At 33.9% G+C, this 15268-nt stretch carries 13 protein-coding genes; 8 read left to right on the plus strand and 5 right to left on the minus strand.

The features are described 5' to 3' along the window. Positions 1-254 precede the first annotated feature (254 nt). Positions 255-1379 carry an aldo/keto reductase gene (locus GC105_RS06685; RefSeq protein WP_152802989.1) on the plus strand — a complete coding sequence of 375 codons (1125 nt, stop codon included), beginning with the start codon at positions 255-257 and terminating at the stop codon, positions 1377-1379. A 94-nt stretch (positions 1380-1473) separates the two neighbouring features. Here the strand turns inward: GC105_RS06685 and GC105_RS06690 are convergent, their stop codons facing one another. Continuing rightward, positions 1474-3006 (minus strand): PucR family transcriptional regulator, encoded by a 1533-nt coding sequence (locus tag GC105_RS06690; RefSeq protein ID WP_152802990.1) that lies wholly within the window; start codon positions 3004-3006, stop codon positions 1474-1476. 220 nt (positions 3007-3226) lie between these two features. Between GC105_RS06690 and GC105_RS06695 the strand changes: the two genes are divergently transcribed. The 4 genes from GC105_RS06695 to GC105_RS06710 all read left to right on the plus strand — a co-directional run bounded on the left by GC105_RS06695 (position 3227) and on the right by GC105_RS06710 (position 6309). Next, positions 3227-4171, plus strand: coding sequence for an NmrA family NAD(P)-binding protein (locus tag GC105_RS06695; RefSeq protein WP_152802991.1), 945 nt, complete (start codon positions 3227-3229; stop codon positions 4169-4171). Between the two features lie 118 nt (positions 4172-4289). Beyond that, the gene (locus GC105_RS06700; protein WP_193708309.1) at positions 4290-4862 is read left to right on the plus strand and encodes an FAD-dependent oxidoreductase; all 573 of its coding nucleotides are present in this window, start codon (positions 4290-4292) and stop codon (positions 4860-4862) included. A 221-nt stretch (positions 4863-5083) separates the two neighbouring features. Next, positions 5084-5398 carry a DUF3784 domain-containing protein gene (locus GC105_RS06705; protein WP_152802994.1) on the plus strand — a complete coding sequence of 105 codons (315 nt, stop codon included), beginning with the start codon at positions 5084-5086 and terminating at the stop codon, positions 5396-5398. A gap of 29 nt (positions 5399-5427) precedes the next feature. Next, positions 5428-6309: a PhzF family phenazine biosynthesis protein gene (locus GC105_RS06710; RefSeq protein WP_152802995.1), complete on the plus strand. Its 882-nt coding sequence runs from the start codon at positions 5428-5430 to the stop codon at positions 6307-6309. A 99-nt stretch (positions 6310-6408) separates the two neighbouring features. Here GC105_RS06710 and GC105_RS06715 read toward each other — a convergent pair whose 3' ends face one another. From GC105_RS06715 to GC105_RS06730, 4 genes are read right to left on the minus strand one after another with little or no spacing between them, the layout of a single operon-like run. Continuing rightward, positions 6409-7227 carry an ABC transporter ATP-binding protein gene (locus GC105_RS06715; RefSeq protein ID WP_152802996.1) on the minus strand — a complete coding sequence of 273 codons (819 nt, stop codon included), beginning with the start codon at positions 7225-7227 and terminating at the stop codon, positions 6409-6411. Beyond that, positions 7224-8258: a FecCD family ABC transporter permease gene (locus tag GC105_RS06720; RefSeq protein ID WP_152802997.1), complete on the minus strand. Its 1035-nt coding sequence runs from the start codon at positions 8256-8258 to the stop codon at positions 7224-7226. The genes GC105_RS06715 and GC105_RS06720 overlap by 4 nt, the downstream gene beginning before the upstream one ends. Then, entirely contained in the window at positions 8255-9253 is a 999-nt protein-coding gene (locus tag GC105_RS06725; RefSeq protein ID WP_152802998.1) for a FecCD family ABC transporter permease, read from the minus strand. Before GC105_RS06725 ends, GC105_RS06720 begins: the two co-directional genes overlap by 4 nt. Then, positions 9250-10290, minus strand: coding sequence for an ABC transporter substrate-binding protein (locus tag GC105_RS06730; RefSeq protein ID WP_152802999.1), 1041 nt, complete (start codon positions 10288-10290; stop codon positions 9250-9252). Before GC105_RS06730 ends, GC105_RS06725 begins: the two co-directional genes overlap by 4 nt. 388 nt (positions 10291-10678) lie before the next feature. On the opposite strand from GC105_RS06730, the gene GC105_RS06735 reads away from it, so the two are divergent. The 3 genes from GC105_RS06735 to GC105_RS06745 all read left to right on the plus strand — a co-directional run bounded on the left by GC105_RS06735 (position 10679) and on the right by GC105_RS06745 (position 14858). Then, positions 10679-11578, plus strand: coding sequence for a hypothetical protein (locus GC105_RS06735; protein ID WP_152803000.1), 900 nt, complete (start codon positions 10679-10681; stop codon positions 11576-11578). A 333-nt stretch (positions 11579-11911) separates the two neighbouring features. Further along, positions 11912-12568: a pentapeptide repeat-containing protein gene (locus GC105_RS06740; RefSeq protein ID WP_152803001.1), complete on the plus strand. Its 657-nt coding sequence runs from the start codon at positions 11912-11914 to the stop codon at positions 12566-12568. A 346-nt stretch (positions 12569-12914) separates the two neighbouring features. Continuing rightward, a complete protein-coding gene (locus GC105_RS06745; RefSeq protein WP_152803002.1) occupies positions 12915-14858 on the plus strand; it encodes a flavocytochrome c in 1944 nt (647 codons plus the stop codon). The last annotated feature ends 410 nt before the right edge of the window (positions 14859-15268 follow it).

The following is a 15268-nucleotide window of genomic DNA, read 5'->3' on the forward strand; positions in this document are numbered from 1 at the left end:
CATTTTAAATAATATTAAAGTAAGTATTATATTCCATTAGACTATAGTAAAATGTACCCTATAGAATAGACAGTATTAATAGTCCACCCTATAGGGATTTTTATTTGTTATAATACGCTTAATACAATGACTTATGCAAAGGAATGCTAGAATAGGTTAATAGAAATCAAAAGTTTCAGTTATGTTAATCTTTTGGTATAATTACAATTAGTAAATATTTAATCTGTTTATACTCTAAAAAAGGAGGCAATAAAATGCCATATTTAGGAGAAAAAATTAAAAAACTGGGTTTTGGTATGATGAGACTTCCAATGATCGAAGACGAGGTAGATATCGAACAAACTAAGCAAATGGTAGATTTATTTTTAGAGAAAGGTTTTACTTACTTTGATACAGCCTATGGATATATTAATGGTAAATCTGAAGAGGCAATAAAGACTACATTGGTTGACCGTTATCCTAGGGAAAGCTTTCAGCTTGCAACAAAGCTTCCAGCATGGGCAGGTGCAAAAACAGCTGATGAGGCAAAAGATATGTTTTGGACATCATTAAAAAGAACAGGTGCAGGATATTTTGATTTTTACCTATTGCATAATTTAGGTGGGAATAGAACAAAAGCTTTTGATGAATTTGAAATTTGGGATTTCTTGGAACAGCAAAAGAAAAAAGGATTGATAAAACATTTAGGATTTTCACTTCATGACAAGGCAGATGTCTTGGATGAAATTCTTACAAAACACCCTGAAATGGAATTCGTTCAGCTTCAAATCAATTATACTGATTGGGAAAATGATAAGATAGAATCTCGTAAATGTTATGAGGTTGCAAGAAAACATAATAAGCCTGTTATTATTATGGAACCAGTTAAAGGAGGGTCTCTTGCTAGCCTACCGGATACTGCGGCTTCAATACTTAAAAATGCTAATGAACGAGTATCTCTTTCTTCGTGGGCTTTACGTTTCGCTGCTTCTTTAGACGGTCTGATAACTGTACTAAGTGGAATGTCTGATTTAGATCAGATGAAAGATAATCTATCCACTATGGAAGACTTTACTCCTATAACTTCTGAAGAAAAATCAGTAATATCAAAGGTTCAAGAGGAACTAGATAAAGTTCCTAGAGTACCATGTACAGATTGCCAGTATTGTCTGAAGGAATGTCCTCAAGATATTGCTATACCAACAATTTTTGGAGCTATGAATACTTATCTTATCTACAATAATCTGAAGGGAGCAAAAGGGCATTATAATATGTTTGTAGCAAGAAATGGGGGAATCGCGTCAAAGTGTATTGAATGTGGGAAATGTGAAGATGCATGTCCACAGAATATTCCAATTATTAATGAATTGAAAAAAGCAGCATCTTTATTAGAAGCGTAATTAATTTTATATAATTTATAAAGTGCCAACGATCTTAGCTGCTAAGCTGTTTAGGTCGGTGGCACTTGCTAATAAAATTCATTTAGAAATGAAATCATGACATAAGCTGTTGATAATATATTATCTCATATGAAAAGATAACATGAAATGTTAAATTGCAATCGTCAAAATCTAAGCCCGTAAGTTTGCTTGATTTTTCAATACGATATACAAGTGTATTTCTATGCACAAGAAGAACTTTGGATGCTGCAGCCAGGCTTTTATTCAACTTGAGATAGATATATACACTATAAAAAAAATCTGTACCGTGACTTTTATCGTATTCATATAGAATAAATATTTCTGGTAGGCAAAATATACGTATATCAGTTTCACGATTACAAATAGATAGTATATGAGCAATAGTGAAATCAGTATGAAATAATATGTTATTTTCAGGTGATAGTTTTTTTCCGAGAACCATCAGGTCATTTATAGCTTTATAATGTTCAGGAAGTTTTATTAAATTTATAAAGTGCCGACTGATGGAAATTATAGCTTGTTGTTTTTTGAGATGTGGTCGAATTTGTTCTATTGTTTCTTTTAATTCAAAGCTTTTGCTATTGGCATTAATAATCATAACGGTTACTAAATTATCAATGTCAAGTAAAATTGTTTTAGGAAAGTAGCGTTTAATCAGTCCAATAGTATATTCCGACAGACCATTTTCAAAGCTATTTTCGTTCATTTTAATTTTTAGAATATGATATCCATCATTCAATCCCCAACCAAGTTTTTTCAAATAAAAGTCTAATATCTCTGGATCCACTCGTCTAGACTCCAATAAGTCAATTATAGTTTGTTTGAAATCAGATGAAATAGTAGGATGATTGCGAAATTTTTTCACAACATTAGCTATTATATGAGCTACTTGATCCACAATAATGGATTGAGAACTGTCAAGAGGTGAAATAGTTTCTAGTATACTCAAGACTGCAATACGGGTATTGTTTTCAAAGAAATTAATTGAAAAGTAAGCCACAGAAACTTCGGGCAAACGAATATAAACAGAATTTTTACTATGTGTTAATTGAACTAGCAGACCTTTTTCTCGCAAGAGATTCATTATGCTGTCATCAGTATAATTTACAGATATTTCTGTCAATACCTTACCAGTAGCAGCATCTGTATGATCTTTCATTAGCATGTTATCGCTGTATTCTATGTAATGCATGCTCCCATCTAATATATGAACTGGATTATTAAAAAATTCAGAACTGATATTAAGAATTTCTTTTAAAGACTTATTTTCACTGACAGCGTTAATTAGCCTTGATTCAATAAAATTGTATTTATCAAATATTGATTGGAGTACATTAAATAATTCTATAAAACTCAAGTCGATATAAACAACATTATCTTGAAAAGCTAATGTTGGGATACCCGCCATAAAAATAACTGGTGGAAGTAATTTGTTTGTATTGGCATAATCAATAGACGAAACATATAAAATATCATCTTGAATAATTTTCATATCGAAAATACGTATGCTGGAGATTAGAGTATCTTTATTGTATAGCTTAAGATATTTAAGAGTTATATTGTAACTTTGCATTTGATTTATAAGAAAGGACGTGGAAAATTTCAAAAGCCATCACCTCTATTGTTAAAATCATAACTTTAAAAAAGTATGATGTCAAGTAGATACAGATTATATGTCGTACTGAGTAACCAAAGAAACACAAATATTTTCTGTTTTTTGATATGATTCTATTTAACAAAAATTATGCTATACTGACTTCATTATAATTAATAAGCTCGCAATATCAATAACTAGGTATTTGAGCTTAAAATCAAGGAGGATCAGTATGGGGAAAATTATTATAACTGGAGTAGACGGGAACTTTGGCAGACATTCAGCAAAAACAATTCTAACAAAAGTAGCAAAAGAATATTTGATATTTACTGCACCTGTTGTGGAGAAACTTAAAGATTTTCAGGATATGGGTATTGAATGCAGACACGCAAATTTTAATGATCCTAAACAACTAAAAGAAGCTTTTAATGGAGGCGACACACTTCTGTTTATTTCCATGCCACAGGTTGGTGAAAAAAGACGCAGGATGCATGTCAATGCAATTATGGCTGCAAAAGAAGCTGGAGTCAAGAAAATAGTATACACATCAATTATGGGTGCCGGTGAAATTGAAAATGCAGGATATGAAATCGTTGACCATCGTTTCACAGAGTATTTGATCATGGCACTAGATTTCAATTACGTATTCCTTCGTGACTCACAATATTGTGAAGCGATGATTGCTGCTTTTGAACAAGCCGCAGCTAGCGATGGTGTACTTTGCAACAATATGGGCGATGGAAGGGTAGCCCATGTTGCAAGAAATGATTGTGCTGAAGCTGCCGCATGTGTGGCAGCTGGTGCAGGGGAAGACAATAAAATTTATTACATTACAGGTCCTGAGCTTCATAACATGGATGAGTTTACAGCTATAGGTTCAGAAGTAACAGGTAAAAAAGTAAAATATAAATACATAGATGATGAACAGTCTTATAAAAATTTTGATGCATTGGGTGTTCCAAGGGAAACCGACGGAATTTGGGCAGAAGCAGCTAAAGCTTTTCCGTTTTGCAGCAAAGGGATGGTCTCGTTTGGCACAGCGATTAGACTTGACCAAATGAGCTTTTGTACTGATGATTTTGAAAAGCTGACAGGGAAGAAACCTATTAGCACGAGAGAAATGTTTAAAAATGCAGACATCAATATTATTGGAGAGAGAACAGCAACAGATAGCTAATTATTACGTTGATTTCTTATTATGATTAAAGTTACTTTATTGCTGTTTTTCTACAAGGTAACTTTACAAGACAAAATTATCAAGAAAACCATGTAATTATTAACTAGGAGGAATGACCATGTCTAGAACGAAATATAAGCATTTATTTCAACCAATTCAACTAGGTAAAACACTATTTAGAAACTACAATCCAGACATAGCAGGGAAAAATATTGTCATTATGGGTGGAGGTCTTGTTGGACTTGAACTTGGTATTTTCCTTGCAGAAAAAGAGTGTAACATTACCATTGTAGAAATGGCACCTGGAACTGTTGCAACTCCACCTCCAGTAGAAGGGACTTCTAATCGTATGAGTGGTATTATGGATATACCTCTGGGCTTTCCTCTTGTTCATGGTGTAGCATTAAAAGAACAATTAAAAAGTTTGTCTAATATGAAGGTATGTGCATCGACTAAAGCAGTCGAAGTCATTGATGAAGGTTTAATAGTAGAAGATGTTAATGGTAAGAGAACCATCAAAGCAGATACTATAATTTATGCCATTGGACAGAAGCCTTTGCGTGAAGAAGCTCTTGCACTATCAGATTGTGCACCTGAGTTTTATCAAGTTGGCGACTGTGTAATACCTAAGGACATTTACGAAGCGACATCAACTGCATACCAAGCTGCAATTGACATCGGTAGATTTTAATTTGAGTTTACAAAGATAACTGGTTTCTCATGGTATCTAACGAGCAATTAAAATCAAATTTTAAGGTAAGTATTCGGTTATTATCTCTGACTATAGTAAAATGCACCCTATAGAGTAGACAGTATTAAAAGTCCACCCTATAGGGATTTTTATTTGTTATAATTAATATACAAAAATCCACTACCATAAGATTAACTGTATTAAAAGGAGGTAATAAATACATGTTATTTGCACTGATAGTAATGACAATTACGGGAATTATTGTTGTTTGGATGGGTATTTTGATTTGGAAAAAAGAAAAAATTTCTTTAATTCACTCCTATCACTATACGAGGGTAAAAGAGAATAATGTAAAAGCATATACAGAACAAATGGGAAAAGGTGTTACTATAATTGGTAGCGGTATGATTTTATCAGGTATTATAGACTATGCAACAAAAAATTCGTATGGTTGGATTGTCTTTGTAGTATGCTTTGTTTTAGGTTTTGTTCATATAATTAAAGCGCAAAAAAAATATAATGGTAGAATATTTTAGTTTTAAATTAATTAAGAGGTGATTAAAGGATGAGAGAATATAATTATAAAAAGATTGATGCTTTTATTTCGGGAAAGTCATTAGGGAACCCAGCAGCTTGTATTTATTTGGAAAATAGCAAAACATTATCACATGACGAAATGTTGACTATAGCAAAACAACATAAAGGATTCGTTTCAGAAGTTGTTTATTGTAGTAATTCACAACAATCAGGATTAAACTTAATATACTATTCATCTGAGTGTGAAGTCGATTTTTGTGGACACGGAACAATTGCTTGTATGTATAGTCTCATTAAAAGCTCGTCAACCTTATTAGAGAAAAGTGAAATAATTATAAACACAAATAAAAAAGGCACATTAACAGTGTATAATAAAATTCCTGAACAGGATGCAGTGTTTATTACAGCGCCAGAGCCTACATTTTTTGAATTAAAAATAAGTATTGAAGAAATTGCCGATAGTTTAGAAGTGGATACGGATAAAATATTGAGTAGATACCCAATTGATTTGATTAATGCAGGGTTAACAACATTGATAATACCTATTGTTGATCTTTCATGTTTAATTAATGTATTACCAAATGAGCAAAATCTGAAAAAATTTTGCTTTGATAATGAAATCGATATTATTTTAATCTTTTCTACAGAAGTAAATGACAATAAAAATATTGCGCACACGAGAGTTTTTGCGCCGAAATTTGGATACTTAGAAGACCCTGCTACTGGTTCGGGAAACAGCGCATTCGGTTACTATATGTTGAAAAACAGTATATGGAAAGGTGAAGATGTCTCTATTGAACAAGGTGGGTCAGATATAGAATACAATATTGTAAAACTTGCAATTCAAAATCATAAAATTATTTTTGGTGGAGCTGGGACTGATCGAATTATAGGTAAATATTATTTATAGAACGAGATATATTAATAGATCATAAAGTATTGAAACTAGAAAAAGAGCAATACACAGATAATAAATGTGATTGCCCTTTTAGTAACTCTACAAAATCTGTTAACATGAAATATTTAGCATATTAACATGATGTCTTCCCTTTGGCACAATAAAAGGTGAATCAGAAACCGGATCTTTTATAACTGTGCAATTGAGTCCAAAAACTTGCTCAATTAATTCCTCTTTTATAACCTCTGATGGAGTACCTTCAGAAATAAGATTTCCGTTATGAAGTGCGAATATATAATCTGCATAACGGGCGGATAAGTTTATATCATGAAGTACCATCACTATAGTAGTACCTCGTTTTTGATTCAAGTCCGTCAATAAATCAAGAATTTCAACCTGATACGAAATATCAAGAAAAGTTGTAGGTTCATCGAGGAGAAGGATATCTGTTTGTTGAGCAAGAGCCATAGCAATCCACACCCGCTGTCGTTGTCCACCAGAAAGCTCGTCGACACTTCGGTTTGCAAGATCTGTAATGCCCATTATTTCCAATGCCTCTCCTATAGCCTCGTAATCCTTTTTTCTCCAACCCTTGAAAAACGTTTGATAAGGAAATCTTCCCCTTCCAACTAAGTCGGCAACAGCAATTCCTTCTGGGACTACAGGAGATTGTGGGAGAAGTCCCAAGGTACGCGCTAACTGTTTGGAAGGGATTGTGCTGATTTTTTTTCCATCAAGCACAATCTCTCCTGAAACAGGTTTAATCAACCTGGCAAGTGCTTTAAGTAGAGTCGACTTTCCACAAGCATTTGCACCTATGATAACACTAATTTTATTGCTTGGAATTTCTAAATCAATTCCATTAATGACGATTTTATTATCATACCCTGCGACTATATTGTTTGCTTTAAATAATTGTGTTTTTTTCATGATGATCCTCCCATTCGATTCATACGAATAAGTAAAAAGATAAGGTATGGCGCACCTAAAATTCCTGTGACAACGCCTACCGGAAACCTTATATCAAAGGCAAACTGACCGATGATATCTGCGCCAAGTACCAAGGATGCTCCTACAAGGCCTGACGATAATTCGTTTGGTGCTCCAGTACCTACAAGTTTTGCACCTATAGGCCCAGCCAGAAAAGATACAAATGCAATAGGACCTGTGACTGCAGTAGCAAAGGCAATTAAAAAGACAGAACTTATAACTAATAAAAGTCGTGCTTGATCAGTTTTTACGCCAAGTGTAACGGCTGATTGCTCACCTAATTCTAAGATTTTTAGATGTTTCCCTAGCAAAATTATAACAAGTCCAAAAACTAATACAACTATGAAAAGCCCAGGAATGTTTTTCATTTGCATTCCATTTAGACTGCCACTTAGCCATCTGAGTGCACCGGGAACATCATGTTGTGATGCCTTGAGTAAGAGGAAAGATATGAAAGCATTGATCATTGCTTGTATACCTATTCCAATAAGTATTAACCGTCCTCCAGAGAAACTTCCACCTTTTGAGAGAAAGTAAATCAATGCTGCTACTACTAGTCCTGAAATTACTGCAGCTGCTGAAACGATAGTTCCGCTTGCATTTAGTACTAGTATACAAAAAACTGCAGCAGCACTGGAACCGGAAGTGACACCTATGATATCCGGACTAGCTAAAGGGTTTCTAAGCATTGTTTGAAAGGTGTTTCCAGACATTCCAAATGCCATTCCAACAAGAAGTCCAGATAACATTCTCGGTAATCGTATAGTTCCAATTGCAAAAGTAGCTCCCTGAATCTGTTCGCCAAAAAGAACTCTAATAATGACTTCGAAGGAATATTTAGTGTTTCCAAGTAAAAGCAGGGTTATACAAAGTGTACAAGTAAGGATAACCAGAAAACTGGTTACAATAATCCACCTTAGCCGCCTATGTCGATAACCTATTTTGATGGTATTAAGATTATTTATAGTCATAATGATCGTACCTTTGCTCTCATTGCAATGATAATAAGAATTGGAGCCCCTAGAAAAGCTGTGACAATTCCCGCCTCAAGTTCACTTGGGCTACCAATTAGTCTTCCTATTACATCTGATATCGTTAATATAATTGCACCGCTAATTGCTGACATGGGGATTATAAATTTTAGATTAGGGCCACAAATAAGACGCATGGTATGTGGAACCATAAGGCCTACAAAACCGATTGGTCCTGCTATTGCTGTAGTTGCACCACATAATATTACACCTGCAAAAGCACCTACGATCCTTATAATCCCCGTATGTACTCCAAGGCCTGTTGCAATATCGTCTCCTAAGGCAAGGGCATTTAATGCCGGTGCTGAAAGAATCCCTATAATTAGTCCAACTACAAGAAAGGGGAGCACAGAATATATTCCTTCCCATGTGGCTCCGCTTATGCTGCCTACTCGCCAGAACCGAAAAACGTGCATAACCTCTGTTCGTGGCAATATAATCGCACTAACTAAAGAGGATAGAGCAGCGCTAGTAGCTGCTCCAGCTAGAGCAAGCTTGATTGGTGTTGCACCACCATATCCCATGGAACCAATGCCATATACAAATAAGAATGTCACCGTAGCACCGGCCAAAGCAAACCATATATATTGACTGGGTGAGTTTATATTTAAAAATGCAATTCCACTCACTACGAATAATGAGGCTCCAGTGTTTATACCTAAAATACTTGGATCTGCTATTGGGTTTCTGGTGATTGCCTGCATAAGAACACCAGACACCCCAAGAGAAGCTCCAGCGATTATGCTAAAAACAGTTCGGGGGATACGTTCACGAACTACTATTTCACTTAAAGTTGTCGTTTCAGTATGTATCAAAGCATTAATTACTTCATGAAAGCCTACATAACGTGCGCCAAATGCTAAGGATGCTAAAATACATAATACAAGACTAATTAAACTACCAATTAGTATTGTAATTATTTTACTATATTTCATTCTACTTTATCAGCTGCCTCTTTAATCATACCTAAATATTCATCGATAGTCGCAGGGATGGAAAGAGCGCTAGGTGTAGCAGATGCTGACAGTGGGGAGCCATCTTCAATAAGTACAACCGAGCCTCTTGCAACTGCTGGAATTGTTCCTATTAGAGGGTCTGACTGTAAAGCTTCCAATAAACTATCATCGCCATATGCAATTATAATGTCTATATCAAGCAAAAGATCAACATTTTCTGCACTTATTTCTATTGCGAAGCTTTCAGCTCCTTCAGCAAGTTTTGTTACGCTCTGCGGAACTTCCATTCCTAAATCTGAAAGATATGCTGCACGGGGGTCAGTAGGAAGATAAACGTAAAACTTACCTAAGTCAGTTGGAACAAAGTAGCAAAAGGCTGCGGTTTTTCCTTGGATTTGTGGGAGTTCACTGGTTTTTTCTGATATCAACTTCTCTAATTCACTAACCAGCTGTTCACCTTCGACTTTCATGCCCATCCCAGTGGCATCTAGAAGGATCTGATCCCGCCATAAAGTCTGCCATGGAGCTGTAGCATATGATACAACAGGTGCAATTTCACTTAATAGATCGTATTCTTCCTGGGTTAGACCAGAATAAGCGGCAAGAATTACATCTGGTTGGGCATCACTGATTGCTTCATAATCGAGACCATCTGTGTCGTCAAAAACTACTGGGTTTTCAACACCTAATTCTTTAAATTTTTCTGCAGTCCAGGGTAAAAGACTACTGCCATCTGTTACACCGTAGTTTGCTTTTGAAACACCTGCAGGAACGATTCCAAGTGATAAGGGTACATCTTGGTTGCCCCATGAAATGGCGACAATACTCTCTGGTTTACTTTCTATAACAGTTTCTCCCAATGCATGTTGTATTGAAATAGGATACTCAGTAGGAGCATTTCCTTCAGTACCAGAAGTTTCTGTTGTTTCGGAAGATCCAGTCGCTGAGTTTGAGCAACCTGTAAATAATAAGATTAATCCAATAGCTAAAATGAAGCTAATTTTTCTAAATTTCATAATGTTTCCTCTCTCTCTTTTATAATAATTACAAATGATTTAACTCAATTAGTTAGTTAGATGAAACTAACTAATTGAGTATATTCTATCTGTATTCTTTTTTATTGTCAAGTTGTAAATGATAATAATTATCTGTTAAACTCACAAATATGTTTTTGATACTCAATAAGAAATGAAGAGTTATGACTAAAAAAGAAGTGAAAAACTAAATATTGATAATGTTTGGGTGATAAATTGCTGTTCTCACAAATATATGTAAATATATATAATGAAGTTAAATTACCTTAATTTTGTATAAATTTTTTTCAAATAAACCCGATATATATTTAAGAAGATAATTTAGATAAATAAAGTTTTAAATTTACAAGCTACATTAAGGAGGAATTATATGAGCACCATTACTTTTTATAATAGTACATCTAAATATCCAATATCTAATCTTACTTATAATGAAATCAACACAGTCAAAGTTAGCAGTACAAAAAAAGTTGATAACGATGAAGTCTTCATAAGTGATGAGTCAAGAAAAATGTTTCTAGCTCTCCAGGAGCATGATTTCAGTAGTCCCCTAAAATTTGATAAACAGTTTTTAGACAAGGACTATTTTGAACAAAGTAAATTAGACTTTGCTAAAAGCATCTCAGAAAGACAAGATCTTAATCCTTTGGAAAATGAATTTCAAATTCTCGGTGTAAAATATATATTTCAAGAAGGAACTCTTGAACAGTTTCTTACTGAAAAACTTGAAGGCAAAACAAAAAATGCTTCATTACTTGCAAGTGAAATATCTAAGAACATCAGAGGAACTGTATACAATCCAAATGCAACTATTGAAGAGCGTGCTATTAATAGGAAAACTGTTTTAAAACTTTGTGAGTATATTGCACAAAATTATTTTTATAACGAAGATGAATTTAATGAATTCTTGGCTGAAATTAATAAATATGTTGAAAACGACGTAATGCGTGAAAAGGGATATGTGGTTTTTGATAACTCAGATATAGAACCTTTTAAGAATTATACATTCCCAAATGCTACTAATGATTATATTAATGCAAGTTCATATGCTAAGAAATATGGATATACAAATTTCGAAGAAATACTCAATGACCATGAAAAATTAGAAGATTTTCTCAAAGTATTGAATAAAAATGGTGAGACTTGGACAAAACAAATTGTTAAAGAATTTAAAAAAAACGAACAACTAGTGCAAAGTATTATAGATAAAGCTGTCCCTTTGCAGACGAATGAGCAGTACGTGGAAAACATTATAAAAGTTTTTTTGTGATAAGAATTTTTCTTCTTTGTACATATCATCATTGCTGAAGTGTCGAAAAATAGGTTCCATACACCAAAAATACAGTACAAACCGAATCTAACAGTATATGAGGCTATAGATTAGAATGATAATGATTATATATAAAAACCGACTTGAAAAAGGTCGGTTTTTATATATAATAGTAGAGAACTAAATCTCATTAATGATAAAATACGAGTAATAGAGCTTCTAACACAGAATAAACATCCATATTATTAAATGAAAAGCAGTCTGCCAATGCTGTAATAGACCGCAATTATGATGAATATAACCAATTTATTTGATTAAAAGGAGATAGGAACCATGAAAATTACCAGCCCCCAATTATCGATAGAACCAGTACTGATAGATGATTTCTCTACATATGCGCAGGAATATCTATTAGATGAGACGCAAATTGCTGAAATAAAAAGTTGTAGACAATTAATCGAAGATACCGAATTTTATAAGATTGAAATTGAGAAAAGTATATTTGAAAATTGCACCTTTAATAATTGTAATTTTGAGAAGGCGTGCTTTATTGATGTTATATTTAAATCATGTGATTTATCAAATAGCAAATTTTCAGGAGCATATTTTCAACGTTGTCAGTTTATTTCCTGTAAATGTATCGGCGTAGACATGAGCGAAACTGTTTTAAACAATACTACTTTAGAACAGTCGAAATTTCAGTATTCTTATTTTGATAAAACAAAAATTACAGATGTTCTATTTGATCACATAGACTTTACTGAAGCATCTATGACTGAATCAAAATTGAAAAGATTTGAGGCTAAGGACTGCAGGTTTATAAAGAACAACTTTTTCAAGACCATGTTGTCGACAGTGGATTTTACCACTAATGAGTTTGTAGCACCAATAGTATCTAGCCCTCCTATAGAGCTGAAAGGCGCTATTATCAATACAATTCAAGCAGTAGATTTAATTGGTCTGTTGGGTATTATTGTTAGTGAAAAATAATAACAATCATATATGGTAGTAAACTAAAATATATTCGATGTGGAGATAGTTTTTTCCTTGTATAGTATTAATTTTTATCCCGGTGGAGATTAATCTTTGTAAAAGCCCGATTAGTTTATCTAATATTAAGTAGGGATGAAGAAAAACCCTACTTAATAGAGTTTTACTTTATTATACTAGGGTAAAAGTTAATAAAATAAAGTATAGATAACAGAATCTAGTAAAATTATATACAACTAAATTTAGGTTCGCTTATTGTTGTTATGTAAAAGCTTATGTGATACAATGTATTTAAGTGTTTATAATTTAACAATGAACATTGATTTTAAAAATGGGGGGTTATTTAATGTTATTCAAAAAGAAATTGGCTTTAGCTTGTATATTATTAAGCTTCGTTATGATTTTTATGGTTGCCTGTACGGGTAATACATCTAACGAATTTAAAGCAGGAACATACACTGCTGAAGCAAAAGGTCATACTGGTCCTGTAAAAGTGGAAGTTACTTTTACTAAGGATCAAATCACAGATATTACAGTTTTGGAACACACTGAAACTGCAGGACTTGGAGATAATGCTTTAGAAAAGATTAAAAAAGATATTTTGGCAGGACAGACACTGAATGTAGATACAGTCAGTGGTGCTACATATTCTAGTGACGCTATGCTAATAGCTGTGACAGATTGTATAGAACAAGCTGGTGGAGATGTAGAAGCGTTAAAAAACAAAGCAGCTGATGATGTTACTGCTAAAGATGATATTGAAAAAACAGTTGATGTAGTAGTAGTAGGTGGAGGCGGTGCAGGATTTGCAGCTGCTGTATCTGCTGCGGAAAATGGTGCAAGTGTCATTCTTATTGAGAAAAGTATCGCTATAGGAGGGAATACTTTGCGATCTGGTGGTGGATACAACACTAATAATCCGGAACTTCAATCTACTATGGAGATAACCGATTCTTTATTGGATGAACTAAAAGGGTACTTAGATGCAGATCCAAAAGATTATGGAGATTTTGCACCAACATTAGAGGTATTGCAAAATCAGATTAAGGAATATATAGAGTCTGGTGATACACATTTATTTGACTCGCCAGAACTACATGCTATTCACACATATATTGGTGGTAAAAGAACAGACCTTGAAGGTAATGAAATAGTGGGAGATTATGATCTGGTTACTACATATACCAATAATACATTACCAGCAATGAAATGGTTAGAAGGTAATGGAGTAGAAATGAGAGATGATGTAGGTACTATTTTAGGTGCACTTTGGCCAAGATCTCACGGAGGAGTAAAACCTTTAGGAACAGCCTTTATTGATCCTTTAGCAGAGAAAGCAGTAGAACTTGGTACTGAAATTATGCTGGAAACAAAAGGGGAAGAACTTATCGTTGAAGATGGAGTGGTAGTTGGTATTAAAGCTACAAAAACAGATGGTACATCTGTGACTTTAATGGCAAATAAAGGGGTTGTAATGGCAACTGGTGGATTTGGTGAAAATGGTGAGATGAGACAAGAATACAATACTTACTGGCCAACAATGCCATTAACTATGAAATCTACGAATACACCTGATGCAACAGGAGACGGAATTGTTATGGGTAGAGAAATCGGTGCAAAATTGGTTGGAATGGAATTCATACAATTGATGCCTAGCTCACATCCAGAAACCGGATCATTAGCTGGTGGAGTATGGGGAAGTGCTGAAGATCAAGTATTTGTTAATAAAGATGGAAAACGTTTTGTTAATGAGTATTCAGGACGAGATACTCTAGCTAGTGCAATTTTAAAACAAGAAGATCAGCTAGCGTATATTATCTGTGATGAAAAGACAGCAGGGCTTTCGCCAGAAGGCAAAAATGTCTGGGGTGATAGTATAGAGGATCTGCTAGGAAACAAAAGCGTGTATAAAGCAGATACCTTAGAAGAACTTGCTATTCAACTTGGGATGGACGAAAGTGCTTTAGTAGATGAAATCAATAAGTATAATGGCTATATTGAAAAGGGAGAAGATCCTGAATTCAAAAAGTCAAATTTTGGATCAAAAATACTAACAGGACCTTTTTATGCGACTCCAAGATCACCTTCTGTTCATCATACTATGGGTGGATTGTCAATTGATACGTCTGCAAGGGTTATAAATGAAGATGGTAAAATTATACCAGGATTTTATGCTGCTGGAGAAGTTACTGGTGGAATACATGGTGGAAACAGACTTGGTGGAAATGCTATTTCTGACATCATAACATTTGGTAAGATTGCAGGAGAAAGTGCTGCTAAAGATAAATAATTAATTTATTCATATTAAGTTTAATAAATGACAGCTTTTTATTATAAAAAGCTGTCATTTATGTTGATATCTAAGTAGGTGCATATCAACTTTTGTTTTAAGACAGGAAAGTTCGACTAGCTCGCTGAGGTCCAAATTTTACTATCTTACTTGAAACGCGTCGAAGACGCTTTTTTTGTATGTCTAAATAATTAGAAAAGTAGTGTATTGTGTATTGAAGTAAAATAGATTCATATAGCCAGGGAAGTAGGTAAATACTTTCAGGGTTATTTTTTAATTGATCGTTAGAATCGTAATTACAAAAACAGTATTTCAGAAAACTGTAATTACAATATAGTATACTAAAACTATAAACCTATGATTTATAAGGATGTTAAATAGATTACTTTTAATTGGCACGATAATTGCTG

The organism is Alkalibaculum sporogenes (assembly GCF_009362815.1).
Taxonomy (GTDB): Bacteria; Bacillota; Clostridia; order Eubacteriales; family Alkalibacteraceae; genus Alkalibaculum_A; species Alkalibaculum_A sporogenes.